The organism is Methylovulum psychrotolerans (assembly GCF_002923755.1).
Taxonomy (GTDB): domain Bacteria; phylum Pseudomonadota; class Gammaproteobacteria; order Methylococcales; family Methylomonadaceae; genus Methylovulum; species Methylovulum psychrotolerans.
Genome location: NZ_PGFZ01000006.1, coordinates 138,681 through 164,734, shown reverse-complemented (window position 1 = coordinate 164,734; position 26,054 = coordinate 138,681). Strand labels below are relative to the sequence as shown.

General features: G+C 52.5%; 20 protein-coding genes. 10 read left to right on the top strand and 10 right to left on the bottom strand.

Going from position 1 to position 26,054, the window contains the following annotated elements:
- The 4 genes from AADEFJLK_RS14065 to AADEFJLK_RS14060 form a co-directional block, all read right to left on the bottom strand.
- Positions 1-1,443 (bottom strand): TolC family protein, encoded by a 1,443-nt coding sequence (locus AADEFJLK_RS14065; RefSeq protein WP_103974705.1) that lies wholly within the window; start codon positions 1,441-1,443, stop codon positions 1-3.
- The gene (locus AADEFJLK_RS24590) at positions 1,440-1,607 is read right to left on the bottom strand and encodes a hypothetical protein (protein ID WP_170065122.1); all 168 of its coding nucleotides are present in this window, start codon (positions 1,605-1,607) and stop codon (positions 1,440-1,442) included. The genes AADEFJLK_RS14065 and AADEFJLK_RS24590 overlap by 4 nt, the downstream gene beginning before the upstream one ends.
- A 79-nt stretch (positions 1,608-1,686) precedes the next feature.
- Positions 1,687-1,860 (bottom strand): hypothetical protein, encoded by a 174-nt coding sequence (locus AADEFJLK_RS25160; protein WP_211299222.1) that lies wholly within the window; start codon positions 1,858-1,860, stop codon positions 1,687-1,689.
- Positions 1,861-1,983: 123 nt separating this feature from the next.
- Entirely contained in the window at positions 1,984-2,352 is a 369-nt protein-coding gene (locus tag AADEFJLK_RS14060; RefSeq protein WP_103974704.1) for a PAS domain-containing protein, read from the bottom strand.
- A 555-nt stretch (positions 2,353-2,907) separates the two neighbouring features.
- Here AADEFJLK_RS14060 and AADEFJLK_RS14055 point away from each other — a divergent pair.
- The 3 genes from AADEFJLK_RS14055 (at position 2,908) to AADEFJLK_RS14045 (ending at position 8,334) form a co-directional block, all read left to right on the top strand.
- Positions 2,908-7,455, top strand: a complete 4,548-nt coding sequence (locus AADEFJLK_RS14055) for an RHS repeat-associated core domain-containing protein (protein WP_103974703.1) — start codon at positions 2,908-2,910, stop codon at positions 7,453-7,455.
- Complete coding sequence (locus AADEFJLK_RS14050) at positions 7,452-7,820, top strand: hypothetical protein (RefSeq protein WP_103974702.1); 369 nt, start codon at positions 7,452-7,454, stop codon at positions 7,818-7,820. The genes AADEFJLK_RS14055 and AADEFJLK_RS14050 overlap by 4 nt, the downstream gene beginning before the upstream one ends.
- Positions 7,821-7,902: 82 nt before the next feature.
- Complete coding sequence (locus AADEFJLK_RS14045; RefSeq protein WP_103974701.1) at positions 7,903-8,334, top strand: hypothetical protein; 432 nt, start codon at positions 7,903-7,905, stop codon at positions 8,332-8,334.
- 93 nt (positions 8,335-8,427) lie between these two features.
- Here AADEFJLK_RS14045 and AADEFJLK_RS24585 read toward each other — a convergent pair whose 3' ends face one another.
- The 5 genes from AADEFJLK_RS24585 to AADEFJLK_RS14020 form a co-directional block, all read right to left on the bottom strand.
- A complete protein-coding gene (locus AADEFJLK_RS24585) occupies positions 8,428-9,378 on the bottom strand; it encodes a PAS domain-containing protein (RefSeq protein WP_170065121.1) in 951 nt (316 codons plus the stop codon).
- Positions 9,375-12,335 carry a chemotaxis protein CheB gene (locus AADEFJLK_RS14035; protein WP_249028053.1) on the bottom strand — a complete coding sequence of 987 codons (2,961 nt, stop codon included), beginning with the start codon at positions 12,333-12,335 and terminating at the stop codon, positions 9,375-9,377. The genes AADEFJLK_RS24585 and AADEFJLK_RS14035 overlap by 4 nt, the downstream gene beginning before the upstream one ends.
- Before the next feature lie 196 nt (positions 12,336-12,531).
- Positions 12,532-13,176 (bottom strand): MarC family protein, encoded by a 645-nt coding sequence (locus AADEFJLK_RS14030; RefSeq protein ID WP_103974789.1) that lies wholly within the window; start codon positions 13,174-13,176, stop codon positions 12,532-12,534.
- An 88-nt stretch (positions 13,177-13,264) separates the two neighbouring features.
- Complete coding sequence (locus AADEFJLK_RS14025; protein WP_103974788.1) at positions 13,265-15,352, bottom strand: catalase; 2,088 nt, start codon at positions 15,350-15,352, stop codon at positions 13,265-13,267.
- 80 nt (positions 15,353-15,432) lie between these two features.
- Positions 15,433-15,612, bottom strand: a complete 180-nt coding sequence (locus tag AADEFJLK_RS14020; protein ID WP_103974700.1) for a hypothetical protein — start codon at positions 15,610-15,612, stop codon at positions 15,433-15,435.
- Between the two features lie 19 nt (positions 15,613-15,631).
- Between AADEFJLK_RS14020 and AADEFJLK_RS14015 the strand changes: the two genes are divergently transcribed.
- The 7 genes from AADEFJLK_RS14015 (at position 15,632) to AADEFJLK_RS13980 (ending at position 24,259) form a co-directional block, all read left to right on the top strand.
- Complete coding sequence (locus AADEFJLK_RS14015) at positions 15,632-15,982, top strand: four-helix bundle copper-binding protein (protein WP_088620197.1); 351 nt, start codon at positions 15,632-15,634, stop codon at positions 15,980-15,982.
- A gap of 19 nt (positions 15,983-16,001) precedes the next feature.
- The gene (locus AADEFJLK_RS14010) at positions 16,002-17,330 is read left to right on the top strand and encodes a PQQ-dependent sugar dehydrogenase (RefSeq protein ID WP_249028052.1); all 1,329 of its coding nucleotides are present in this window, start codon (positions 16,002-16,004) and stop codon (positions 17,328-17,330) included.
- A 24-nt stretch (positions 17,331-17,354) separates the two neighbouring features.
- A complete protein-coding gene (locus tag AADEFJLK_RS14005) occupies positions 17,355-18,176 on the top strand; it encodes an alpha/beta fold hydrolase (RefSeq protein WP_088620198.1) in 822 nt (273 codons plus the stop codon).
- Positions 18,177-18,522: 346 nt separating this feature from the next.
- Positions 18,523-18,771, top strand: coding sequence for a DUF2171 domain-containing protein (locus AADEFJLK_RS14000; protein WP_103974786.1), 249 nt, complete (start codon positions 18,523-18,525; stop codon positions 18,769-18,771).
- An 85-nt stretch (positions 18,772-18,856) separates the two neighbouring features.
- On the top strand, positions 18,857-19,534 hold the full coding sequence (locus tag AADEFJLK_RS25615; protein WP_249028051.1) for an EF-hand domain-containing protein: 678 nt from the start codon (positions 18,857-18,859) through the stop codon (positions 19,532-19,534).
- A 344-nt stretch (positions 19,535-19,878) separates the two neighbouring features.
- A complete protein-coding gene (locus AADEFJLK_RS13985; RefSeq protein WP_146054610.1) occupies positions 19,879-21,975 on the top strand; it encodes a hypothetical protein in 2,097 nt (698 codons plus the stop codon).
- Positions 21,976-22,651: 676 nt separating this feature from the next.
- On the top strand, positions 22,652-24,259 hold the full coding sequence (locus AADEFJLK_RS13980; RefSeq protein WP_103974698.1) for an MFS transporter: 1,608 nt from the start codon (positions 22,652-22,654) through the stop codon (positions 24,257-24,259).
- Between the two features lie 186 nt (positions 24,260-24,445).
- On the opposite strand, the gene AADEFJLK_RS13975 is transcribed toward AADEFJLK_RS13980, so the two are convergent.
- Positions 24,446-25,996 (bottom strand): cytochrome c family protein, encoded by a 1,551-nt coding sequence (locus AADEFJLK_RS13975; RefSeq protein WP_146054609.1) that lies wholly within the window; start codon positions 25,994-25,996, stop codon positions 24,446-24,448.
- Positions 25,997-26,054 lie beyond the last annotated feature (58 nt).

The window sequence follows — 26,054 nt, the reverse complement described above, 5'->3', positions numbered from 1 at the left end:
TTACCTTGAGGGCAGGGAAGCAAAATCCAGCCGCCCTAGGGCTTGAGCCAGTTGGGCTTTTTGGGTTAACCAAGTGTATTGGGCTTGGATGATTTGTAGGCGGGCGGTGGCGTGGCTGGCTTGGGCGCTTAACAGATCAATTATATTGCCCGCCCCGGCTTTATATCGCCCCATTGCCACCCGCTCGGCTTGGAACGCGCTCGCCAGCAAATCTTCACTGCTTTTAAAGGTGTCGTGGGCGATGTTGACTAACTGATAAGCCTTCCAGACATCCAAACTGACCGTTTGGTCGAGCTGGTCAAAATTCGCACGTTGTACGTCCAGCTTTTCTTTGGCGCTGCGGACTTGATAAGTGACATTAAAGCCCGTAAACAACGGCACACTGATTTGCAGCCCTACTGTCCAACTTTGGGTTTCGCTAGGCAAACTGGTTTGGTTGTAGCCCACGGTGCCGACTAAAGACAGGCTCGGCAGATGCCCCGCTTCGGCGGCTTTAACGCTGGCTTCCGCCGCTTGGATAGTGGCTTCGGCGGCCGCCAAATCCGGGCGTAAGGTTTTCGCTAGGGCAATCAATTGGTGGATATTATGGTCTTGCTCACGGCTAGGTTTGGGTACCGAGGGCGGCGCGATTTGCAAAGGATAGTCGGCTTCTAGCCCTAAAGCATTTGCCAAACTGCCGCTGGCGACCCTGGCTTCACCGGCGGTTTTTTGGTGGTTGAGACGGGCTTGGGCAAACGCCGTCTGCGCCAGTAGCGCGTCAGCCAACGCCGCCGCACCGATTTCATGGCGGGTTTTTGCCGCCTTCAAGGCTTCGCCCGTTGCGTTTTCCGACACTAAGGACGCATCGGCGGCGGCTTGGCTGGCAAATACTTGGTAATAGGCTTGTATCGCCGAGAACATCACCGTTTGCAGTACCGCGTCTTGTGTCCAATTGGACGCTTCCAAGGTTTTTTGCGCCGTCTCCAGCACCGCTTCCCGCCCGCCAAAGTTATAAAGCAAATAATTTAAACTGATGACGGGTGTGAAGCGGTTGATTGCTTGTGCCGCACTGCCGGAACTGGTGTTGCTGATGGTCGTTGACTGTAAATTACTGCTGCTCGACGAATTGATGCCGCGTGACAACGAGGTCGTTAACGTCACTGTCGGTAGATACGCCGCTTTGGCAATGCCGACTTGTCCGGCCTGATAGCGTGCATTCGCCCAAGCGAGGCGGGTTTGCGGATTAAAGCACAAAGCTTGGTTAACGACGTCCACCAACGTCCACGCCGGATGGCTAATAGGATTGAGGCGGCAAGGATCATCCGCCCCGTGCTGTTGTTGGCCTGGGCTTGGGCTGACTTGCCGATGTGTGGCGAAAGGGTCGGCAAATCTGCTGTTTTGATCGGCATTGCCGACTAAGGGGCAAAAAACCATGCCTAATCCCGCCCATAAAATAAGCTTCATAACGATGGCCCGGCCAAACTTTTGGCGATAACGGCCACGGCAATTTCGGCGGTGGCGGGCAATGGCACGCTACCCACCAATTGGTAATGCGCCAAAAAATGCCCGCCCTGTCCATAAACCATCGCGGCACTGAGTGCCCGAAAGCCGCTTGGCGGTACGCTCATTTAAGTGTTCGGGCATAAAAGTGCATGGCTTGGGATGAGGTAATGTGAAAAATATCTGTCTGGGCACGCGAACAGCCGCTTATTGTGCCGCCATGATTCCTTGGCATTGCAGTTTGTCTGAAATGAACGGCGAAGTCTGTGCGTTATCGCGCATTAAGATGAATGTGCTTAGGGCTGGGCTGAATTCAGCAACGGATAGTGCGATGGTTTGGTGTGAGGTGGGCTGGTTTTGCCACACTAAGGGATAAGCCACAAGCGGACGGTGGTTGGCCCTTTATGACCCCTGAAATATATAGGGCGTGGGAATGGGAAAAACTTGGGGTGGCAGCTTAAAAAGTGTAACAAGTTGTTACACTTTTTAGTTTGCCTTTGGCTGTCAGGAAAGCCCCTGTTCAATAGGGGCGGCGGCGGTTTTTTGTTGGCTTATGTCACTTTGCATACCGACATAATAGATGACTGCGCCATCGTCACCATATACCGCCGTGATGCTGGTCCAGGCCGGATAATCCTCACCGTTTTTGCGCCGGTTCCATATTTCGCCTTGCCAAGCCCCCGTGGTGTTGACGTTATGCCATAAGGCGGCATAAAAGCCCTGATCGTGCCGCTCTGACCGCAATAGGTTAGGAGTTTGGCCCAGTGCTTCGGCGGTGCTAAAACCCGTAATATGGGTGAAGGCTTGGTTCACTTTAAAAATCACCCAGTCGGTGTCGGTGACCCAAATGCCTTCTTGCGATTCCATTTTCATCTGAATCAACACAGGATAACGACTGACTTTTGATCTGCGCTTCTTTCTGCTCACGCGCTACATGTTCAGTATTTTACCTCATAGCCACATTTGACCACTTTTGAAACACGCACTAACCGCAATGTGTTATTTCACCCATCAACATAGGTTAAATAACCTAGTTCAATTATTCGCCAAAAAAACAAATACCAAAAAATTTTTTATTTTAAATTAGATTACTACACTTTGTCGCAGGCAAATCAAGGATTGCAACAGCGTAGTCCTTAAGTAAACAGGCGACTTAGTGTATTTGGTACAAATAATGCTCAATTTCGGGACACCTTTTGGTTATTTTGCCCTGATGAATTCATTGTCCAGTCTGCTTGGCCTTGTTGGAATTATTAATGATGCGCGGCGCACCCTCACTTAGCTGCCGTCAAATCCGGCTTGAGATTAGATAAACCGGGCGTGTATGTCGCGCCCATTAATCGTAGTGGCCAGGACACCATAACCCAATCAAATGGCATTGCCTTTTGGTAATCCCTGATTCACATTCACAATAAAATGGTATGAATTATGATGAGTACACTAAACAGTATCTTCCCGACATTGGAGCGTCATTTATCCTTTGGTAGAGTTATTGGATTACCTTTATTATTGGGTATCTTCCTTGTAATCAACATTGCCGAAGCTAATCCTGGGCTTGCTTATGAAAGTTTGCCCGGAGAATTACGAGTGGAGCAATCCGATAAAAACCGGGTGCCGCAGGTGGAGTTTCAGACTGAACCGTTGTTTGGCTCCATTTTACTTAAGGAAACCGATTATAGGGGCGAGGGGCAGTTTCCGTTGGAGTTTATACGCTACAATGCTTCGCCACAGCCGACTAGCGAAGTTAATTGCGCCCAAGATGCAGGGCTATATGAAAACTGGACGCACAGCTATTCCAGTTGCCTTGTCAGCCATCTTAATTATGGCGGCCCATCCAGTAACCGGACGATCACGGTATGCACTATGGGCATCTGCACGATGTTTGGGGAAACGTTGAAGCCTCCGCGCCAAGATGTTCGTGACACCCTCGTGCGTAACGGTGTAATAAATGGGGTTGCCTATTCATGGGTGTATACCCAATTTAAAACCGGAATACGCGAAGCTTATGACAGCAACTATCGGTTGGTCGCACGCTTTGACCGATCTGGTATTGAACACCGTCTCGCTTATATCACGATGACGTCGTCAACTGGCAGCCAATGGACTCGACTAAGCACAGTAACCCATGTGCCAAGTGGGAGACAACTTGTATTTCAGTATAGCCCTTCGCCAGGATTTTATCTGCAATCTATTACAGACCCGTCGGGCAATCTCTACACTTATGCTTTATATTCTTATGATCGTCTCACCGACCCGGGTACGGTCACCTTTCCGTCTGCTGATGACGGAGGTGCACAATTAGTACGCAGCTATACTGTTGATTCTAAGGGATGTCATCTTGGAGGAGGCAACCATCTTATGGGCTATAGCTACCTATCTAATATTGACGAGCTTGGCATAAACCAATTAAATATCGAGTTCATGGGAGGTCAAGATGAAAAGTTCTGCGACCCAATTTATGCAGTAAGCGGTTTTTGGTATACGAAAGTTACCAAAGCGGGTCACAATGCCCGGCCAATGATTGGCACTCATTACTACGACCCAGGACATGAGGAGTTCTTTACAAATGCAGAGTTGTTTGCAGATACAGATACTGCAGCATACCGATCTCTGGATATTAAAAGGACATATATAAGTGCAAATGGCCCAGTTTTGCAAGATTCACAGATTTTACGTCCCGAATCCGTTTCGCCACGCTGCGCCGGCTGCGATGACGATTACCAAAATTACACCTACAGCACCACCGGCGACCTCCTCACCCGCACCGATTACCTTAACCGCAAAACCGTCTTCGTCAACGACACGCGCGGCCTGCCGTTGACCGAAACTGAAGCCGCAGACACCACAGATGCGAGGGTGACGACGCGCACTTGGGATACCCGCTTTCCCCTGATGACCTCCGAAATACGCGGCGCTGTCGCCAAAGAATGGCGTTACAACAATTATGGCCATCTGGTAAAAGAAATTGTCCGCCCCGCTTCGGAAGATTTGGTCAGCGACAATTGTCCGGTCGGTTCACTTACCTGCCACCAAACCAATTACATGTATGTCTATTATAACATTGCCCATGCCAACGAAATAGGAGCGTCCGAAAATAGGGTAATAACCAAAACCATCAAAAAAGGCCCCCGCCCCGGTGTGCAGACCATTACCGAGTACCGCGACAACGGCGACTTGTGGAAAATCACCGATGCCAAAGGGCATGTCACGGAAGTGTTGGCGACAAATGCCCACGGCCAAATCACTCAACTGAAAGACAGCAACGGACGGGTTACCGACAATGTTTACAACAATTTGCGCCAACTGGTGTCCTCTTCAGTGGCCAGTGATAAAACCAGTTACACCTATTACACGAATGGCCGCCTGAAAACGTTAACCCAACCAGATAGTACGGTATTCACTTACACCTATACCAAGGCGGGTTCCGTCAAAACAGTAAGCCGCAAAGCAGGGGAAGCCGGTGATGTCATTGACCAACTAGAATACCAACGCGACAGCCGTGGCCATATTCTCAAAATAATTGCCACCCGCAACGGCGCCGAAACCCAAACCTGGATCAATTCATTCGATACCCAGGGCCGCCTGGAAACCAGCAAAGACGGCACTAACAAATGGTCTGTCAACAATACCTACAACGACAATAACCTGCTTCGGGAAACCTGCCGTAGTGACGAACTTGACGACAATGATTCCGTTTCCGAGATGTGTGACATCAATGACTACAACAACCGCAACGAATTGTGGCGCACCTTTTTTGCGGCGAGACTCACTGACGGAACGTTAGGCAATAAAACCCGATTGTTGACCTTGGGATTCGACCCGGCGGGTCGGATCAATCAAGTTACCGACCCGTTGGGCATCAACACCTTCATCACTAACAACGAAGTAGGTCGCCATACTATCGAGCAATCCTCCGATTTTGGCAAACGGGAAGCTGACTTTGATTTGGCGGGCAATGAAGCCTTCAAAACTGACCCTGACGGCTACGATGCCACTAAAGCGTTTGACAACCTGGATCGCCTAACACAGGCCGACTATTCTGATGGCGGCAACCTCACCCAACTGTGGGATGTGCCGGCGTTGCCGGAAGGTCAGGCGGGGTCTGCCGACAACTACAAGGGACGTTTATCATCCATATCCCGCCTAAATGCCGCACCAGAGGGCAGCGCGGAAGTTTCTGAAGCCTATGTGCTGAACCAGCGTGGGGACAAAACCAGCATAGTCCAAAGCATTGATGGCCGACCGGACAAAACAGTAGGCATAGAAGTCACAGTGGGGGCAGATGGCACAGGCCGCCCAAAAAAACTCACCTATCCAGGCGGCTTGGTCATAGACTATCTTTATAACAATTCCGATGGCAGGGTGCATCAAGTGAACGCCATCAAAGGAGGCATTACCTACGAAGTGGCCAAAGACATCACCTGGCAACCATTAATAAACCGCTTGCGCAGCCTAACCTTCGGCAACAATTACCAGTATTGGCGGGACCGCGACGCGGGTGGCCGGTTGTCCCGGGTACGCGTTATCAAAGCGGATGGTGTGTCAAACGCCTTTTATGCCCCCGTCCGCTATGACGCACGCAACCGGGTGAACGGTTACGGGAACATCACTTTCGGTTATGACGATTTGGATCATCTGAAACTGCAAGGGCTGATCGATACGGCTAACCCTGCGCGTACCGAACTTGAACACGACAACAACGGCAACCTGACCGAATGGCGCAAATACGATAACAATAACGCCCTGCAAGCCAAAGACACCTTAACGTATGTCACCAGCCCGTACCTGCGCAACCGGCTGATTCAAGAGGCCATCTCCCCGTCACCAAACGGCGGGTTGGATGGCTGGAATGACCCTTATACCCATGATTTGTCCGGTTATGTCAAAACCCATGGCCGTTTCAATTTCCGTTACGATCATAGCCGCAGCCTGAACCTGTTCGGGATTGACGGCAACAAAACCCGTTATGTCTATGACGGGTGGCGCCGTAGGGTATTGAAAATACAAAGCGGCAACGAGACGCGTTATTTTTACGATGCCAACGACCATCTCATTTACGAACAAGCCGCCGACGGTAGCCAGCGCAACTACGTTTGGCTCGGTGACATCCCGCTGGCGGTGCTTGACCAGGATGCCGCCGGCACCATTACCGCCCGTTACTACATCGAAACCGACTTCACCAACACCCCACGCTTCCTGCGCCGCGCAAGTGACAACGCCACGGTTTGGGAATGGCCCGTCGCCCCTTACGGCAACGCCAAACCCACCGGCCCGGTCACGTTCAATCTGCGCTATCCGGGCCAATATTTTGATGCCGAATCCGGCCTGCACTACAACCACACCCGCTACTTCCAGCCCCGCACCGGACGGTACTTGCAGCCTGATCTTATCAAGCTGGAAGGCGGGGTTAACGTGTATACTTATGCCGACGGCAATCCGGTGCATTATACGGACCCGACGGGGACTTTTGTCTGTGCAAGTTTTGGACAATCCGAAAATTGCACAGACGGTCAACGTCCACCGCCAACAGGAACTCCAACGAATGGCCCTTTAAGCCCAATTGGGATTGCCAAAACAGCCGCTACCGCAGCGTCATTAGCTATGCCTGGATTGCGTGGAGTTAAGCCGGTTATTAGTGCGGTGGCTGTTCCTGGTCGAGTTCAGTCTCGTATTAACTTAAAAAATGAAGGGATGGAACATGTGGTAGCCCGTCACTTGTCCAGTAAAACTAATGCAAGCCAATTTTCAATAACAGAAGGTGAAGTTCGTGGCTTGTTACAAAGTAAGGATGTGGTGAATACGCCAGTTAGTCGAACAATCGATACTAAAGGTGGTCTGCTTTACGTTCGGGAGTTTGATGCTGGACGAGCTATTGGCTTCGATAAATTTAGCGGCGGTCAGGAGACATCAACTATGACAATATTAACCAACAAGTTTGGTGAGTTAGAGTCCGCTTTTCCAGGAATGCTAAAATGAGCGATAGGCAATTCGGACCGCAAACTCAATTGCTGAGAAAAGAACTGCTGGAATCAATGGCATATCTATTTTCAGGCGATATAAACCCAATACTTTTAGAGACCCTTAGGTTTTATTTTCCTTGGTTATCTTTTGCCTTACTTATTAATTGGCTTCCTGAGCAGGGAGAGGATATTTATTGGGTCTTAATTGATAGTCAACGCGTTGCTGTGGTTGAAATACCACGAGAAACTAATGTTGATGTGAAAAACGTACTGATAGAGGTCGTTCCTGTTTCTGAATATCAAAAGCGTACTTCGACTGCGGTGAAACGGCGTAAGTTTAAGGCGGCACTTGATCTTATGCGAGAAAAAGAACGCGAATAAGCCCGGATCGGGTGGAGGTGACGGAATTGCGTCCGCCACCCGATCTTGGCCGGATTGCGTAGAGTTAAGGCGGTTATTAGTAATGAACCTCAAAATTATAGAAAAACATTTTGGCTCGTACTTGGAAAAATATTGGCAGTTGAGTGATATAGCACCATTTCTTTTTGTCTATATTGAGTTGCTCCTTTTATTTAAAAACGAGTTATCTCAGGTGGAGTTGAATGTCGTATTGGAACGGCAAAAGCAATTGCGCGGAGAAGAATTTGCGGATGACGGTTTTGATGAACTTATGAATTTAAGTCGCAAAGAGGTGGATCGAGACATCGGAAACAATACTAGTACAACGCGGAAAGGAATGTTAAACAGGTTGCTGTTTTGTGCGTTGCTGGATACAGAGGAGAATGATTTTTTCTACTTAACTGAACCGGTATTCGAATTTGTTCGGAAAATGGAAATTTCGCCTGATCAACTAAAGCGGATTTTGGAATCAGCGTTTGTTGGGTTAAAGATTTGAAGCCCGATAGGGTACAGCGTATCTACCCGGCTACTTGGCTGTCCCAGCAAAAAGTGTAACAAGTTGTTACACTTTTTGGTTTGCCTTTGGCTGTCAGGAAAGCCCCTGTTCAATAGGGGCGGCGGCGGTTTTTTGTTGGCTTATGTCACTTTGCATACCGACATAATAGATGACTGCGCCATCGTCGCCGTATACCGCCGTGATGCTGGTCCAGGCCGGATAATCCTCACCGTTTTTGCGCCGGTTCCATATTTCGCCTTGCCAAGCCCCCGTGGTGTTGACGGTATGCCACAAGGCGGCATAAAAGCCCTGATCGTGCCGCTCTGACCGCAATAGGTTAGGGGTTTGGCCCAAGGCTTCGGCAGCGCTAAAACCGGTAATGTGGGTGAAGGCTAGGTTCACTTTTAAAATCACCCAGTCCGTATCAGTGACCCAAATGCCTTCTTGCGATTCAAAAGCCGTTGCGGCAATTCGCAACTCTTGCTCGATTTGCTTGCTTTTACTGATGTCGGTTAGGTTGACGCGTAAGGTTGGCTCGGCATTGGCGGGGTTGTGGCGCAGGCAATCGAGATGGGCATAGAACACCGTACCATCGGGATGGAGCATTTGCAGGTCAAATGCCTGTTTGTCTGCGGGGGCGGTGGTCATCAGGCTCAAAAACAGGCGGTACCAGCGGTCTTTGTCAGGGGCGGCGACAAACTGCGAAAACCGCCGCATCAGCAATTTTGTGCGGTCAACTTTTAACAAATCAGCTCCGGTCAGATTGATTTCACTCATCAGGCCGTCGCGGGTAATAGTGATATAGCCGACCGGGGCAAACTCATAAAGGTCGACAAAATGGTCGCGGGCTTCTTCAAGGGCGGTATGGGCCCTGCGTAACTCTTCATTTTGCATTTCCAGTTCGATTTTATGGACTAACAGTTCATGCAGCAGGATTTCGTTAGGTTGGGCGATCAGTGCTTCCGGCGATAAGCTGACCACCAGCCTTTCGGCTTCTGTCCGCAGCGTCTGGCGGGCTTCATGCCCCGGATATTTTTTGGTCATGCCTTATTCTCCAAGGATTCAGGAACGGGTACGGTATCGATTTCTTCTGCCGTCAATAAAATCAACGACGGCTCGCTGGTTTTGCCGACAATGCGGCGGGCATCCAAGCGGATTTTATGCCGGCCTATCGCCGGAAAATCATGTTCTACCAAATAGCCCTCAACGGCTTGGTCGCGCGGTAAGATAATTTCTAACAACTCGCGCAGGGCGGGGATGTTCCATTGTCGGTTGCCCAGATCGTAAATTTTGCGCCCCACGGTGTCGGCCAGCGTCACATGAAAATAGCGGTAAAAAGCGCGGTTGGCCGTCACGACTTGTAAATGGCTATCCAGTACCAACAGCGGTTTGTCCAACGTATCCACAACATTTTCCGCCAGCTCACGAGCCAGTTGTACCGCCGTTTCTGCGGCTACGCGCTTACTGATGTCGGTGAAGGTCAGCACCACGCCTTCAATGATATTGTCCAGTGTCCGGTAAGGCTGGATACGGACGAGGAACCAAGCGCCATTATGGGTGTGTACTTCTTGCTCAAAAGGTGTCAGGCAATCCAGCACCTGTTGCGCGTTCGCCAGCAAGTCTTCGCCGTCGAAATTGGACTTGATGTCGGCCAACGGACGGCCTACATCCGAAGCCACCAACCTATAAAGCTGGGTGGCTTCGCGCGTGAAGCGCCGGATCAGCATTTTTGCATCCAAAAACACTGTGCCGATATGGGTATTGTCAAACAAGTTCTTCATGTCATTTTGCATACCCGCCAGTTGCTCAATTTTGGTTTGCAGTTCAGAATTGACGGTGATGAGTTCTTCGTTGACCGATTGCAATTCTTCTTTTGAGGTTTCTAGTTCTTCATTAGTCGATTGCAATTCCTCATTGGTGGATTGCATTTCTTCGTTAGTCGATTTAAGCTCTTCATTAGAGGCTTGTTGCTCTTCCAGACTGGCCTGATAGTTTTCTTTCAGGTAGGCCAGATCGCGTTCCAGTTCTTCGATGCGCCCCAGTTCGGCAGGTTTGGCACGGCGTTTGCGGGCAGGTTTTGCCGGGCTGGCAATATCTTGAAAACTGACCAGCAGCAAGTTTGGCGTGGCTTCCGCGCCCGATAATGGCCTGACGCTGAGGTTAACGGCACTGAAACCGCCATTGGTCTTCACTTGTAAGGCCTTATTCAGGGTCGCTACGCCATCACTGGCCGCCCCGCGCAGGGCGGTACGCAGTTCCAACTCCAAACCTTCGCGGGCCATTTCAATGATATTGAGGCTGGCCTGTCCGGGGGCCGGGCGTAGGTATTTGCCGGTGTCGCCATGCACATACAGCAGGTCGCCGTTGCCGTCGGTGATGATTGAGGCCGGCGCGTAATATTGTACCAGCACCCGGCGGGCCAATTCGGCAAAATTGGTTTCCTTAGGCTTTTGCATAACTTCCTCGGCGGGCTTGTCGTCCGTTTTTGCGGCCCAGGACACCACTTGGGTCATGACCGTACGGGCAGTGGTGGGGGAATGGATGGCACGATAAAATTTCCATTTGCGGTTCAGTGCGGAAAATAAATCGGTATAGTTGCCGATGCTTTCTGAGGGCGACAAAAACAGCACCCCGCCCGGCTTGAGCGCGTAGTGAAAGGCCGGAATCAGCCGGTTTTGCAGTTCCGCTTCCAGATAAATCATCAGATTGCGGCAACTGAGCAAATCCAGTTTGGTGAACGGCGGGTCTTTCAGCACATTCTGTAGGGCGAACACCACCATGTCGCGGAGTTCTTTTTTGACCCGATAGCCTTTGTCTTCCTTAATAAAAAAACGCCGGAGCCGTTCCGGGCTGACATCTTGGGCGATAGTGGGCGGATAAATACCCGCACGGGCCAAGGCAATGGCCGCTTCGGCCAGATCGGTACTGTAAATTTGCACCTTAAAGTCTTGCTGCGACTTGTCCATCAGTTCGCGCAATAAGATGGCGATGGAGTAGGTCTCTTCACCCGTGGCGCAGCCGGCCACCCAAACGCGGAACACATAATTGTCCGGTTTATCCAAACACAGTTTCGGTAAAATATCCTGTTCCAGTACCGTAAACGCCTCAGGGTCACGGAAGAAATTGGTGACATTAATCAGCAGTTCTTTGAAGAGGGCTTGCACTTCCTCAGGATTATTTTTGAGGTAACGCACATACACGTCCGCGTCTTCAATAGTGTGTTGCGCCATACGGCGTTCGATGCGGCGGCCAATGGTACTTTTTTTGTATAAGGAAAAATCGTGGCCGATGCTGGTGCGCAATTGCAGGAGAATCTTATTGATCCAGCCCGTTGGCCGCAGCGGGGAGGGGGTTGTTATATCAGCGGACAGGCTGCGGGTATTGTTTAACAGGGCTTCCGGCATTTTGCCGACCGCCAAAACGTGGCTGGCGTAACCCGCTTGGATGGCGCTGGCAGGCATCCCGTCATATTTTGCCGTCTCCGGTTTCTGTACCAAGGTCATGCCGCCCACACCTAAAATAGTCCGCAAACCTTGTGTGCCGTCGCTACCAGTGCCGGATAAAATGATGCCGACCGCCTGTTCTTGCTGGTCTTCGGCCAGTGAGCGTAAAAACGCATCAATCGGCAAGCGATGCCCACGCGGTTCATCCGGTAGGCTCAATTGCAGCTTACCGTGGAAAATCGCCATGTCACGGTTTGGCGGGATAACGTAAACCGTATTGGCGGCAACCGTCATTTGATCCTCGGCTTCCAGCACTGGCATCGTGGTGGTGCGTTGCAGTATTTCGGTCAGCAGGCTGGGGTGGCTGGGGTCCAGATGCTGCACCAGCACAAACGCCATGCCGCTATCGGCGGAGACGCTGCGGAAAAATTCTTCCAGCGCCTCCAAGCCCCCAGCCGATGCGCCGATGCCGACAATAGGGAAGGCAGCGGCGGCCTGTTCCGCTATTTGGGGCGTTTTTTCTGGCGGCACAACGGTTGGCGGTTGAGTTTTTTTCACTTGCGCGACGCTTCCATCGTAAGGTTAACCGAGCTTTTGCTAGGTGTAAGGTGGGCATATTATCATTTATGGGTTTGTGGCTTGGCGGTAAATACCGTTTTTCTGCACTGATCGCTTATGAAACTCGCCGGGGTTCCGGGTTTCGGCACTACGTTAACGTAAATGCCCCTTTACCGTCACCAGAAAAACATAGCTTTCAAGTCGCCGTTTTTAGCAAAACCGGAAATAGCTCGCCCAGACCTGTAGCGATAAATTCCACTGCGATGGACGTTAAAAATAAGCCCATCACCCGCGTCACCACGTTCATGCCCGTACTGCCCATAACATCGGCAATTTTCGGGGCGGCCAATAAGGTCAGCAGCACAAAAACCGCTACGGATAAAATCACACTGCCGACCAACAAAAAATGCCCTAAAGAATGTCCGCTATGCCCATAGACAATCATCGTGCTGATGGCACCTGGGCCGCTCAATAAGGGAATCGCCAAAGGGACTACTGCAATAGAATCTTTTTCGAACGATTCGGCCTGTTCTTCCGGGGTATGGCGGGCGCGGTCATTATTGGCATGAAGCATTGAAAACCCCATCATCATTATCAATAAGCCGCCCGCCACCCGAAACGACGGCAGGCCAATACCCAAAAAATGCAATATCGGCTCACCTGCCACTAACGTAATGGCCAATACCGTCGCCACCGAAAAAGCACAGGTGATAGCGGTGTGCCGTCTTTCTGCTGGCGGGCGGTCATTGGTCAGGGCAATAAACATCGGGATAACGCCGATGGGATTAACCACGGAAACCAGCCCGGCCAACAGTTGCAAATAGTCGTGCCAATTCAGCATCTGTTGGCCGCCTGTTTGCAAAAGCCCCTGCTTACCCATAATAATGCTGCTTTCATGCCAATAAACGTGTTGCCAAAAGAACCCTATTCTAAGCTAAAGTCCTGACATTTACCTCACGGTCCCATTGGCGGGTTTTAGCGGCGGCAATGAACAGCGCCAAGGCTTCAATGGCAATCACCCCGGCATCGGCGGTAATCCCCGCTGTTTTTAATAAATCTGCCCCGCCCTTATCAAAGACGATGGCTTTCAGATGGCCGAAAGCATCGCGGACGAAATCAATGGCGGCGGCTTCTTTACCTAAACGCACGGCATGGGCTGGGGAGAGGATAATGGCGATAGCGTCGAACAGGACAGACGGCGTCCCCGCCAATTGGCCGTCCACCGCTAACATCACGCCGTCAGAAAGTTTCACCGCGCCAATGGTCAGGGCGATTATCTTTACCTTTGCACCCGCCGCCGCCACGCCTTCTTTGACCGCCTTAATGCCTGCCGCGTCCGAGCCGTCGGCCAGCAAAATGCCGACAGTCCGGCCTTTCAGCGTGTCCTGCATTTTGCCGATAAGCTGCAAGGCGGGTGATGCCGCTAAGGTTTGCACAGGCATAGCCGTCACGGGTGCGTTAGGCAAGGCTTCCATGCCTAAGCCGGAAGCGACGCGGATGGCGAGGTTTTCGTTGATATGGCGCAAATGGCCGACAATGGCCGAACGGATGTGCGGATGGTCGAGTTTTGACAGTTCAAACACCAGCGCGGAGGCCAGATGCGCTTGTTCGTAGGCGCTTTGGCTGAGATAAAATTGCCGCGCTTGGCTGTAATGGTCGGCAAAGCTTTCTGCCCGAATCCGGCCTTTGCTGCCGGCTTCATCCGCCGCCACGCTGCGAAAGCCCTTGTATGTTTGTTCGCGCGGCGAATCTGCCGCCAAGCTATTGGGTTCGTAAGATACCCGCCCGGTCGGTTGGGCCATTTGCGCATGGCCGTCGCGTTGCTGGTTGGCGAACGGGCATTGTGGGGCATTGATCGGTATTTGATGAAAGTTGGCCGAACCCAAACGGGACAGCTGCGTATCCAGATACGAAAACAAACGGCCTTGTAATAAGGGGTCGTTAGAAAAATCAATGCCCGGCACGACATGGGACGGGCAGAACGCCACCTGTTCGGTCTCGGCAAAGAAGTTGTCGGGCCAGCGGTTTAAAACAAACCGCCCGATCACTTGCAAGGGCACCAGTTCTTCGGGGATTAATTTGGTCGCGTCCAGATGGTCAAACGGGAAAGCCTCGGCTTGGGCGGCGGTGAACAATTGCACAGAAAACTCCCATTCGGGAAAATCGCCCGCGCTGATGGCTTCGAACATATCACGGCGATGAAAATCGGCATCCGCCCCGGCAATTTTAACCGCCTCATCCCAAAGCGTCGATTGCAGACCCAATTTAGGCCGCCAATGGAATTTCACGAAAGTCGCTGTGCCGGCGGCATTCAGCAAGCGGAAGCTGTGGATGCCAAAGCCTTCTATCATGCGTAGCGAGCGCGGCAACGTGCGGTCGGACATAATCCACATCACCATGTGCATGGTTTCTGGCGTTAGGGAAATAAAATCCCAGAAGGTGTCATGTGCCGACGCGGCCTGCGGGAAGCCCCGGTCAGGCTCCATTTTCACGGCATGGATAAGGTCGGGGAATTTAATGGCATCTTGGATGAAAAACACCGGGATATTGTTGCCGACCAGATCCCAATTGCCTTCTTTGGTATAAAACTTCAGCGCGAAGCCCCGGACATCACGCGGGGTATCGGCAGAGCCCGAACCGCCCGCCACGGTCGATATGCGTGCGAACAAGGGGGTTTGTACGCCGACTTCGGTCAGCACTTTGGCGGTCGTATAGTTTTCCAGGGAGTGGGTCAGCTCAAAAAAGCCGTGTGCGCCCGTACCCCGCGCATGGACTATGCGTTCGGGAATGCGTTCGTGGTCAAAATGGGTGATTTTTTCGCGCAGGATGAAATCTTCCAGCAAGGTAGGGCCTTGCGGATGGCTTCTTAGGGAGTTTTGGTTATCGGCAATCACCACACCCTGATTAGTGGTCAAGGCGGGGTGTCCGGCGGCAGACTGGTGCCACTCGCCGCCGTTGCCTATCGTCAGGAGGGCTGCTTCTGGTGCAGATGGAATGGCGGTTGTATCTTGGGTCATCATATTGCTCCAAAGGGTGTTAGGCGGCGGCAGGGTGGCCGTCAGGGAATGGCACTAGACAGTAACAGCAAAACGCTGTGTTATCGGTACGCTATGACACATAAGCCTGCTTTATCCTTACGCTTATTGTGCGCTAACGTACCGACCGGATAAGTTTTTGCCGCTAGAGTATCCGCAAGGTCATAACGCGGCCTTAGCCCGTCCACATAAGCGTTATTTTGGTCAGGATAGCCCGCTATTTTGGCCGCACTTGTCGCCATACCCCACTAAGGAAATCAGATGAATCCAGTTGCCCATTCCGTAGAAGCCATGCAAGCCTGTATAACAGCCTGTTGCCATTGCCATAAGACTTGCCTGCAAACCGCCATGAACCATTGTCTTGAGGCGGGAGGCCCGCATGTGGCGGCGGAACATTTCCGCTTGCTGATGAATTGCGCCGAAATCTGCCAGACTTCAGCCAATTTCCAGCTCAGCAGCTCACAATTTCATAGCCAAGTATGCGGCGTTTGCTCCGAAATTTGCGCCGCCTGCGCGTTGGATTGCGAAAAAATTGGCGGGATGGCCGACTGTGTTGACGCGTGCAAGGCCTGCGCCGAAAGTTGCCGGCAAATGGCGGCTATGAAGCATTAAGCGTTTCCGGGTGATGGCCATGTCTCTGCAACAAACCGCATTCGCGGTTATGGTGATGGCGTTAGCGGCGTGTGGCGACGTGGCACAATTACCGCTTTCGGCAGGTATTGGCCGCCATCCCCAATTACCCCCGCCCCATCCGACCCTCATTCCTACGATAAACGTTGCCCCCGCCATAGGTTGGCCGGCATCCGGTCAACCTATGGCCGCCTCCGGCATGACAGTAAATGCCTTCGCCCAAGGGCTGGACCATCCCCGCTGGCTTTATGTCTTGCCTAACGGCGATGTTTTGGTCGCCGAGACCAATGCCCCGCAACGCCCCGAAGATGGCAACAGCATCAAAGGTTGGGTAACGGCACAGTTCATGGCTAAGGCGGGTGCTGGTGTGCCCAGTGCCAACCGTATCAGCTTATTACGCGACACCAATGGTGACGGTATCGCCGAAACGCGGACGGTGTTTCTCAACGGGCTGAATTCGCCTTTCGGCATGGCGTTAATCGGCCACGATTTCTATGTTGCCAATACTAATGCGCTGATGAAGTTTTCTTATCAAGACGGTATGCAGCAAATAACCCAACCGGGCATTAAAATTCTGGACTTGCCTGCCGGCCCCATTAATCACCATTGGACGAAAAACCTGCTGGCCAGCCGGGATGGTTCCAGACTTTATGTCACTATCGGCTCCAACAGCAATGCGGGGGAAAACGGCATAGACAACGAACTGGGACGTGCCGCGATTTGGGAGGTGGAGTTAAAAAACGGTAACTACCATATCTACTCCTCCGGTTTGCGCAACCCGAACGGCTTGGCTTGGGAACTGGATAACGGGACGCTGTGGACAGTGGTCAACGAACGCGATGAAATCGGTAGCGATTTGGTGCCGGATTATCTGACTTCCGTCACGGACGGGAGTTTTTTTGGCTGGCCTTACAGCTACTTTGGCCGCCATTGGGATGAACGTGTGCAACCCCAACGCCCGGATTTGGTCGCCAAGGCCAGTGTGCCGGATTACGCGCTGGGCTCACATACCGCTTCATTGGGCTTGGTGTTTGCCAAGAACGCCTTATGGCCTGCCCCCTTTAACAATGGCGTTTTTATCGGTCAGCACGGCTCGTGGAACCGTACGCCGCGTAGCGGCTATCGGGTTATCTTTGTGCCGTTTAAAAACGGCCAGCCGTTTGGGGTGCCTATAGACGTGTTGACGGGGTTTGTCAACGAAGATGGCGAAGCGTTTGGCAGACCGGTGGGCATCGTCTTGGATAAAACAGCGGCATTACTGGTCGCCGATGATGTCGGCAACACCGTCTGGCGGGTGACACCACCGACCGGACACAAACCATCAAACTAACCCATAAACCTAAGGACAACGACTATGAGCCTATTCACCACGACCGACGGTACAGAACTTTATTATAAGGATTGGGGCTCAGGGCAGCCTGTGGTGTTTAGCCATGGCTGGCCCCTTAGCTCCGACGCTTGGGAAAACCAAATGGTTTATTTGGCCGCCAACGGTTACCGTTGCATCGCCCATGACCGGCGCGGCCATGGCCGCTCCAGCCAGCCTTGGCAAGGTAACGATATGGACACTTACGCGGACGATTTGGCGGAACTCATTGCCAAACTGGACTTGAACGCCATCACCTTAATCGGCCATTCCACTGGCGGGGGCGAAGTGGCCCGCTACATTGGCCGCCACGGTAGCGGGCGGGTCACTAAGGTCGTTCTGATCGGTGCGGTCACGCCAGGGTTACTGAAAACGTCCGACCATCCTGACGGTATACCCATGAAAGTGTTCGATGCTATCCGCGCTGGGGTCAGTGCCGACCGGGCACAGTTTTTCAGGCAACTGGCAAAACAGTTTTACGGGGCCGACAGGCCGGAGGCGAAAATCAGCAAAGGCCTACGGAACGCCTTTTGGTTCCAAGCAATGCAAGGTGGCCTGAAAAATGAGCTGGATTGTATCAAAGCGTTTTCGGAAACGGACTTTAGGGAAGACCTGAAAAAGTTCGCTGTGGAAACGCTGATTATCCACGGCGACCAAGACCAAATGGTCCCGATTGACGCATCGGCACATGCGTCATATCAGTTGATTAAAAATGCGGTGTTAAAAATCTATCCCGATGCTCCTCATGGGCTCCCCGACACCCACAAAGACGAACTGAATGCCGATTTGCTGGCTTTCCTCAGAAATTAAGGGCGGGCGATGCGGTAGGGGCGGCGGATTTTTTACTTGCCGCCACCTACCTGACCGCCAGACCGATTAACGGCTGCCGCACATTGGCGGCAACAGCCGCCGAAACCCCTATAGTATCTAAGAGTAACCATTTTTAAGAGTAACCGTTTTTATGTATGCCGCCGCACAGATAGCATTTAACCCGTTGTGTATATTGGTACTGCCGACAAGCGCCATTTTAGTGCCATTCACCCAATAAGAATACAGAACGAAGTGTTGTGGGATAGCGAATGACGTGCGTTGCAATTGTCTGTAGCCGCTAAAAATAAGCCACCCAAACTGCCCGGACTATGTCCAAGGAAACATGATGATAAATATTGACGAGATTAAACCCGACACGCCTGTTGTTTGCTCCCAAGACGGTCAATTTGCCGTTGTCGAGCAAGTGGAGGAGCAAGGCAATATCATGCTGAAGCCAGATGAAAATGGTCAGCACCATTATATTCCGCTCAGTTGGGTCGTCTCGACTGAGGGTGGCAAAGTGAAAGTAGACCGTCCCGGCGATCAGGCCATGCAAGAGTGGTCGACCGTGTCGCCTAATTACATCGTTGATTAAAGTGACACGATAGATAAAAGCCGCCGCTTTTAAAACGGCGTTTTCAACAATTAGCCTATTTCATGCCCTAAAAAAGGAAACCGTTATGAAAAATCAAAAAAGCCTTCCCCTTTGTTTGCTGGTTATAGCTGCCAGCTTGGGTTTTGCCAGCCTGTCCGTAAAGGCTGAAACTGAAGCTTCCCATCCGAATTATCGCTATATCAAACCCATAGCCGCCGACCATAAGACCGTCCCTGCCAGCCCAGCTGTTCTTGCTAGCCCAGTTACCCCTGCCAGCCCGGTCGCCCTTGCCAGTCCAGTTGCCCCTGCTAGCCCGGCCGCCCCTGCCAGCCCGGCTGCTTCTGCCAGCCCGGCCGCCCCTGCCAGCCCGGCTGCTTCTGCCAGCCCGGCCGCCCCTGCCAGCCCGGCTGCTTCTGCCAGCCCGGCTGCTTCTGCCAGCCCGGCTGCCCCTGCCAGCCCGGCCGCCCCTGCCAGCCCAGTTGCCCTTGCCAGCCCGGCCGCCGCTGATAAGCCCATCACATTAGCGGAAAAAACGCCACCTGTTGAGCCGGTTACCAAACCGACGGATGGCCATGGCGCATTGCCTACATTTGCCCAGGCTGACAGTGACGGTGACCATTACGTCACTAAGGCCGAACTGAAAAACTATCCTTATCTGCTGCAAGTCTTCGATAAGGTCGATGCGGGCAAAAATGGCAAATTAGAACAACACGAATACCAAAATCTGGAAATGGAAACCAAACGGGAAGGTGAAGTACGATAATTCGGCCTGTCGTCAATGCATAACGTCTGTCTGTTATCTCTCTAGTTTAAAATAGTTGCGGTAAGTAGGTGTGCGTATATTTTTAACATTGGCAAGCAAAAACCGTCATTCCGGCACTCACAGGAGCGCGATAGCGAATTCTTGCCGGAACGGCGTTTTATTGATTTCGTAGTCAAAATAAAGGACATTAGTCCTGAAAAATTAGGTTAAAAAACTTTTTCACACCTATTGACGACTCAACAACGCTTTAACTTGATTTATTCAATACTTAAAAAACAGATCCTGTGGTAAAATTGGTTGAGCAAGAGTGTGTCGTGCAACCCAATACCCAGGATAAAATAACGATGAAATCCTTTATAAAAATCCTTGTCGGCAGCCCTTGGCTGTTGGTTATGAACTTATCGGTAGCCCAAGCCGACATTTATGCTTACAACGACAGCATTGTCAGTGGTTGGAGCGATTGGAGCTGGGATACCACCACCCTCGTCACCAACGACACCCTCTTGAAGAAATCAGGTACCGCTTCAGCGCATGTCAACATCGCCAAGGCTTGGAACGGTTTCGCGCTGCATTGGGATACGGGCGGTGTAAACCTGAGTTCCTTGTCCGCACTCAAATTTGACATCAATCCGGGTGGGAATGTCGCAAAGGTGGCGGCACTTTCCGTTACGTTGCAAAACGATACCGGCTTGAGCAATGCCGCCAAGCTTTCTGCCTTCGCTACACCGCCGCTGGCCGCCAACACCTGGTCCAGCGTCACCATTCCGGTCAGCAGCCTCGGCGGTTTGGCCTTGGTGAACCGTCTCAATCTGCAAGACGGGCTAGGCCAAGGCGGTGTCGTCTTCAATGTTGACAATGTGGTCTTGGTTTCCGCCGCCCTAGCGGGCGGTTGCCAAGCGTTGGCCGTGGATTCTGGCGTCGCTGACGCGGGCAAGCCCATCAACGGATTTTTGAACGACCAGTACACTTGGTCTGACAGCACCTGCAAACCGCGCAACGTGGCGTTGGCCCGCAACGATGCCAGCAAGGGCGGCAATGCCAAGCAGTTCACTTATACGCTGCCGAACGGCACAATACGGACGGTGAACCCCAGTTCTAACGGCGCGGCAGGCTTCGGCTATGTCGTTGCGCACTTGAGCAACCCGTCTTTCGCCGCCGCTTATGGCAAGGACGATTCGCCGCTGGGTTCCGGCAGCGGCGCCACCAGCAATAAGCTATTTGTCGGCAACCATCACGCCATCCACGAATACACGCTCAATTATGTCCGCTATGGCCTGACCCAAGCGGCGCTCACCAACCTATCCATCGAGCCGTGGACGTGGATCTACGGTCCGGCAGACCCTAACCGCCAGTATGTCACGGTTTATAACATGCCCGTGCGTATCCATTGGATGCTGGCTACAGGCCGCAATTATCCGGTCTGGTCGGTGACGTTCGACTTATCACAGATACCCAACCATGCGGTGGACTCCGATTTCCGCGCCCCTTATGGCGACATGAATGTGGAGGGGGGCACCGGCGCGGATATGGTCGGCGGTGTCGGCTGGGGCGACAAATATGTGTTCGCCAGTGCGGGAAAACCATTTACGATGAATAACGCCTGGGATTATTCCCAACTCAATCAGGGGGGGCCCTATGATTATTTATGGACATCAAGCACCGATGCCGAAATGGGGCTGGCCGGAACGCAGCTCATCGCCAACCAAAACGCGGGGGGCTACAACAATTACCAAGCCCAAGTCTGGCGTGGCAAAACCAGCGCGAATATGGGGCAACTGTGCATTAATGACCAAGGGGCGGGGCCTGGGTATAACCACAAAATGCCTTGTACTAGCGATTGGGCTTACCAACTGGTGCAATACTCGGTTGCCAATGCGGCACAGACCACCAGCAACAAGCGTTTGGCCTGGGGTGCAGACTGGGGGTCTTTGGGCAATGGGTCGTTTATCAGCACTAACGGTTATGGCGTCCACGGCTGGCCTAAAGTGAGCTACAGCACTTATATCGTGCTAGACCCGCATTCGGCTAAGCCGACCCAAGCCATCGCCCAGCAAGCCAAGACCATCAGCCTGACCAGCTTGACCACCAGCATAGGAACCGTGCGTACGAAAGGCGTGGCGGGTGTGGGGCGTAGCGATAACCAAACCTATAGCCCGGTGGGGTATAGCCCAATCTATGGCACTTGGGAGCTTGATGCCGCCAATAACAATGTCCTCTTGTACTTCGGTGTGTCCAACACCGCACCCACCACCTTAGACATGCCGATCATCGTTGCCCACAACTACACCCTGGCCACGCCACCCGTGCAAATAACCTTAGATGGCGTGGCCTTAGTGGCCGACACCGATTATTTTGTCAGTGTACGTCCCGCCCAATCAGAACTGTGGGTCACGCTAAACAAGAAGCTGGCCGGCAAACACAGCATCCAGATAAGCAACTAGGTTCTATGGGCTTTCAGTGGCGGGTCGATGGGGAGTATCCCGACCCGCCAGCCCAATGGCCATGCGAACGCCAAAAATAGTCACCTACTCATTCAGCCCCCCGCTACCGAATTGCTTACATCGGCCTTATCGCCGCCGACAAACCGGACTGGTTGTTTAAACTCGATTATCAAGTTTTTAACATTCGGATAAATAGTTCAACTACCGGATATTAAAAAGTTGAACAAATTAATTTAAAACAACAAGTTGCAATGGAACCCGTCCCCCTCCCCTGATGGGGAGGGCTGGGGTGGGGAGAATCTAAATAAGGCTTTTTTCATTAATCAGACAGAAAGCAGTCTGATTAAAATCTCTAAGCCATAAGTATAAGTCATTAATTTTATTCTCCCCACCCCAGCCCTCCCCATCAGGGGAGGGAGCCGTCTTACCCTACACGCGTGTGTTTTTAACAAACTCCCTACCCTATTCAGGGCGGGCTTTATGAAAAACTTGATGATCGAGTTAAAGGTATCCGCCCGTTAAGGTTGGACTTAGTACGCCCCGTGTTGTTATGATTTCGCCTAGGGTCAAATAAGGCCTTGGCGAAGGGCAGGGGAAGCTTTGTCCCTAACCTTGCCGAGGCTTTCTTTGGTTATTTTTGTGGAATCACTGCTCGCGTTTAGCGAAGGTATGGGATATGCAAGCAACGTCGTCACCTAATGATAGCCAGACCTATTCAGCTTGGAGCCCGTTGCGGCATAAAATATTCCGGGCGTTATGGCTGGCGACCATTGCGTCCAATATCGGCACTTGGATGCAGGATGTGGGGGCGGCTTGGTTAATGACCTCGCTGTCGGCCTCGCCGTTGATGGTCGCCTTAGTGCAGTCCTCAACCACCTTGCCTATTGTGTTACTGGCCTTACCCGCCGGGGCGCTGGCGGACATTGTCGATCGCCGCCGTTATTTGCTCATTACCCAATTATGGATGCTGCTGGCGGCGGCGGGTTTAGGTTTTTGCACCTTAACAGGCCAGACGACGGGCTGGTTGCTGCTGGCATTTACTTTTATGCTCGGCTGCGGCAGCGCCATGAACTTGCCTGCCTGGGCGGCCATTGTGCCGGAACTGGTGCCTAAAGCCGAACTGCAAGCCGCGATTACCCTGAACGGGCTAGGTATCAACATTGCCCGTGCCATAGGCCCAGCCTTGGCCGGGCTGCTGATTGCCGCGTTTGGCCCGGCCAGTGTCTTTTTGTTGAATGCGGTCTCCTTTTTTGGGGTGTTGGCGGTGTTGGTCGCTTGGAAAAGGGACTACCGTACCAGCAGTTTGCCCGCCGAGCGCTTGTTCAGCGCCATCCGTTCCGGTTTACGCTATGCCCGGCATTCCCAGATGCTGCAAGCGGCGCTGATCCGGGGGGCGGCATTTTTCCTGTTTGCCAGTGCCTTATGGGCATTGCTGCCTATTTTTGTCCGCCAGCACTTGCTGGCGGGGCCTTCGGTTTATGGCGCACTCTGGGCTTGTGTGGGGCTGGGCGCGGTGTCCAGCGCGTTTCTCCTGCCGCATTTGCGTCGGCATCTTGACAGTGATAACAGCATTAGGCTGGCTTCACTCGGCTATGCGGCCATACTGGCGGTGCTGGCGAGCCTGAATAACCTGTACCTGCTGGGGGTGTTGATGTTTATCATTGGGGCAAGTTGGCTTATCGTCATCTCTTCCCTACAAGTCGCCGTTCAGGCCAGTTTGCCGGAATGGGTCAGGGCGCGGGGCATATCGGTTTTTATGATGGCGTTTATGGGCAGCATGGCGGGCGGTAGTATCTTATGGGGCTATCTGGCAGACATTGGCGGCTTGCCTTGTGCTTTGGTGTTGGCGGCGGCGGGGATGCTGTTAAGCATTCTTGCCACTTGGCGGCAACGTATTAGCGGTTATGAGAATTGTGATTTCACCCCTTCGCTGCACTGGCCCGCACCGATCACCGAACAAGCGCCACAACATGACCAAGGGCCGGTATTGATTACCTTGGAATACCCGGTCGCCCTTGATAAGCGCCAGGACTTTTTGCGCCTCAGTTTGCCGCTACAAAAAATGCGCCGTAGAAATGGGGCTTATTTTTGGGAGTTATTCCAAGATACGGCGCAGGCGGATCATTTTATCGAATGCTTTATGGTGGAATCTTGGCTTGAACATCTACGCCAACATGAACGCGTCTCTAAAGCAGACCAGGCGGTTCAGGATAAAATCAACCGCTGCCTTATCGGAGCGGCCATCAGCAAAGTGTCCCACTATATCGCGGTTAAGCATAGCTGACGTTACCCGGTAACGGCAGATCTTAAATACCAGCCGTCAAAAACCGCCGCTTCCCTGCCCCGGCAGGCAGTAATGTGCCGGGCAAAGTCCAGTTATAGCATGGCGGCTTAGGGACGGGCATAAAAATAACCTCGGCAAATTTGGAGCGCGTTTGCCTGAATGATTTCCTGCCCGTCCCTTATCGCTTCAATGGGTCTTAAATGTACGTTTCAACCCCAGCACGTTGGCTTGGGCAGGGCCTACTTGCCCGAATAAAAAGCTGAAGTCTGAACTGCACGACCCGCTGTTGCCGCCAGAACTTGCTGGTGGACAAGTGGCGGTTTTCGGCGCGATGGCGGCATACTCGTGGCAACTTGTACACGTTGTGTTTTGCACATACGTTTCTAGGGTGGTGTTCGCCACCAAACCCCCACTGCCTGAGGTCATGCTGGTCAACGGGTGCGGTACCGCATAGGGTTTACTGGGGTCTTGCGTGGGATTGGTCGACCATAGCACGTCAACTAACTGATAGTATTGCCAAACCGAATTCGGATAATTTTGCCTGATGCCGTTTTGCACAGTTTGGTTGGCCGTTTGCGCATTACTGTCCAGTTGGGTGGTGCGCGTCACTTGGATAGGCACAGGCTTGGGGCAACCTTGGCCCAAATAATAGGGCGGCGATTGGTTGGCGGTGCAACTGACCGTGACCGGAACGGTGCCGCTGCCGCCCTGAGTGGTGCAAGCCGCCGGCACAGAGAGTGCTTGTGTCTGGCAATTGGCGTTATAAAAGTTATAGCCGCCGCTAGGTGCCTGCACATTGGCCGTAGGGACATTGTCAATATGTTCGAAAGTCGCCCAAACCCAAGTTGGCTGGTTAGTGGTTTTATGCAAGATATGCAAACCGACCAAGGCAAGATTAGTCTGGCGGCATTGCTGGGTGCTAGGATCAATGACCAAACCTTCGGTGATTTTATAACGGCTCCATTTTGGGTTACTGCCATAATCCGGCGCTTCCATCCACGCCGCCTTCATTTCCACCGCGCCGAGCATCGAGCCGTTCGGACAAGTTTGCCCAAGCTCTGTAGAGCAGCCTTTAGGCAAAACTACAGGGGAGCCTTGCCCGTTGTTGACATAGCTGGCTTGGGTGTTGGCATTGTACAGGCCGTTGTTGACGACATAATTGTATTCGTCTTGGCTGACGGTTATTTCATACCACGCATTGCTGCCGTTTTGCGCACCTAACCAGTTCGGCGCATTTTGCGGGGCGGCCTGGCCTGTCGAAAACGGCGAATCGGTTTTACCCGTCATTGAAAAAACCCGCATTCTTTTGCTGGATGCGGTCAGCTTGGCTTGGCTGGCGCAATTTTCCGGCAAGGCGGGTTGGCTACCCCATGGCGGTGGGGTCGAGCCGTCGCTAGGGAACAGTAATCCGGCATCCATATAGCTTTGCCATTGTACGGGGGCGGTGTCGCCGGGATCACCAAACCCTGTGCCGCTGGTGGGCCAGTTCAGCGAAACAAATTCTGACCAAGCAAAGCAATCCACGGTCAGTTGGTTGGAAAAGGTTTTCAGATCATAAGGCACGGCGGACGAGAAATTGATGCTGACGGGCGGCAAGCCCGTACCGCAGGTGATCGATGTGGCAGCCGTGGTGGTGGTTTTCGCCGTTGCGGGCACTTTGGCCGTATCTTGCAAGGCGCACACCGGACCGCCTACACCGAGCAAGACTGCGCTTAACAATACGCTGTAGATATTCATAATTCGTTCCTGTCATTGGGTAGGGCTTGGCCTCTTGTGGTAAAGGCAAGAGGCCAAT

Bases quoted from the DNA above. Each gene is read 5' to 3' on its own strand.
- AADEFJLK_RS14065 (WP_103974705.1), bottom strand. From the start codon at position 1,443: ATGAAGCTTATTTTATGGGCGGGATTAGGCATGGTTTTTTGCCCCTTA.
- AADEFJLK_RS24590 (WP_170065122.1), bottom strand. From the start codon at position 1,607: ATGAGCGTACCGCCAAGCGGCTTTCGGGCACTCAGTGCCGCGATGGTT.
- AADEFJLK_RS14060 (WP_103974704.1), bottom strand. From the start codon at position 2,352: ATGAAAATGGAATCGCAAGAAGGCATTTGGGTCACCGACACCGACTGG.
- AADEFJLK_RS14055 (WP_103974703.1), top strand. From the start codon at position 2,908: ATGATGAGTACACTAAACAGTATCTTCCCGACATTGGAGCGTCATTTA.
- AADEFJLK_RS14050 (WP_103974702.1), top strand. From the start codon at position 7,452: ATGAGCGATAGGCAATTCGGACCGCAAACTCAATTGCTGAGAAAAGAA.
- AADEFJLK_RS14045 (WP_103974701.1), top strand. From the start codon at position 7,903: ATGAACCTCAAAATTATAGAAAAACATTTTGGCTCGTACTTGGAAAAA.
- AADEFJLK_RS24585 (WP_170065121.1), bottom strand. From the start codon at position 9,378: ATGACCAAAAAATATCCGGGGCATGAAGCCCGCCAGACGCTGCGGACA.
- AADEFJLK_RS14030 (WP_103974789.1), bottom strand. From the start codon at position 13,176: ATGCTGAATTGGCACGACTATTTGCAACTGTTGGCCGGGCTGGTTTCC.
- AADEFJLK_RS14025 (WP_103974788.1), bottom strand. From the start codon at position 15,352: ATGACCCAAGATACAACCGCCATTCCATCTGCACCAGAAGCAGCCCTC.
- AADEFJLK_RS14020 (WP_103974700.1), bottom strand. From the start codon at position 15,612: ATGGCGACAAGTGCGGCCAAAATAGCGGGCTATCCTGACCAAAATAAC.
- AADEFJLK_RS14015 (WP_088620197.1), top strand. From the start codon at position 15,632: ATGAATCCAGTTGCCCATTCCGTAGAAGCCATGCAAGCCTGTATAACA.
- AADEFJLK_RS14010 (WP_249028052.1), top strand. From the start codon at position 16,002: ATGTCTCTGCAACAAACCGCATTCGCGGTTATGGTGATGGCGTTAGCG.
- AADEFJLK_RS14005 (WP_088620198.1), top strand. From the start codon at position 17,355: ATGAGCCTATTCACCACGACCGACGGTACAGAACTTTATTATAAGGAT.
- AADEFJLK_RS14000 (WP_103974786.1), top strand. From the start codon at position 18,523: ATGATAAATATTGACGAGATTAAACCCGACACGCCTGTTGTTTGCTCC.
- AADEFJLK_RS25615 (WP_249028051.1), top strand. From the start codon at position 18,857: ATGAAAAATCAAAAAAGCCTTCCCCTTTGTTTGCTGGTTATAGCTGCC.
- AADEFJLK_RS13985 (WP_146054610.1), top strand. From the start codon at position 19,879: ATGAAATCCTTTATAAAAATCCTTGTCGGCAGCCCTTGGCTGTTGGTT.
- AADEFJLK_RS13980 (WP_103974698.1), top strand. From the start codon at position 22,652: ATGCAAGCAACGTCGTCACCTAATGATAGCCAGACCTATTCAGCTTGG.
- AADEFJLK_RS13975 (WP_146054609.1), bottom strand. From the start codon at position 25,996: ATGAATATCTACAGCGTATTGTTAAGCGCAGTCTTGCTCGGTGTAGGC.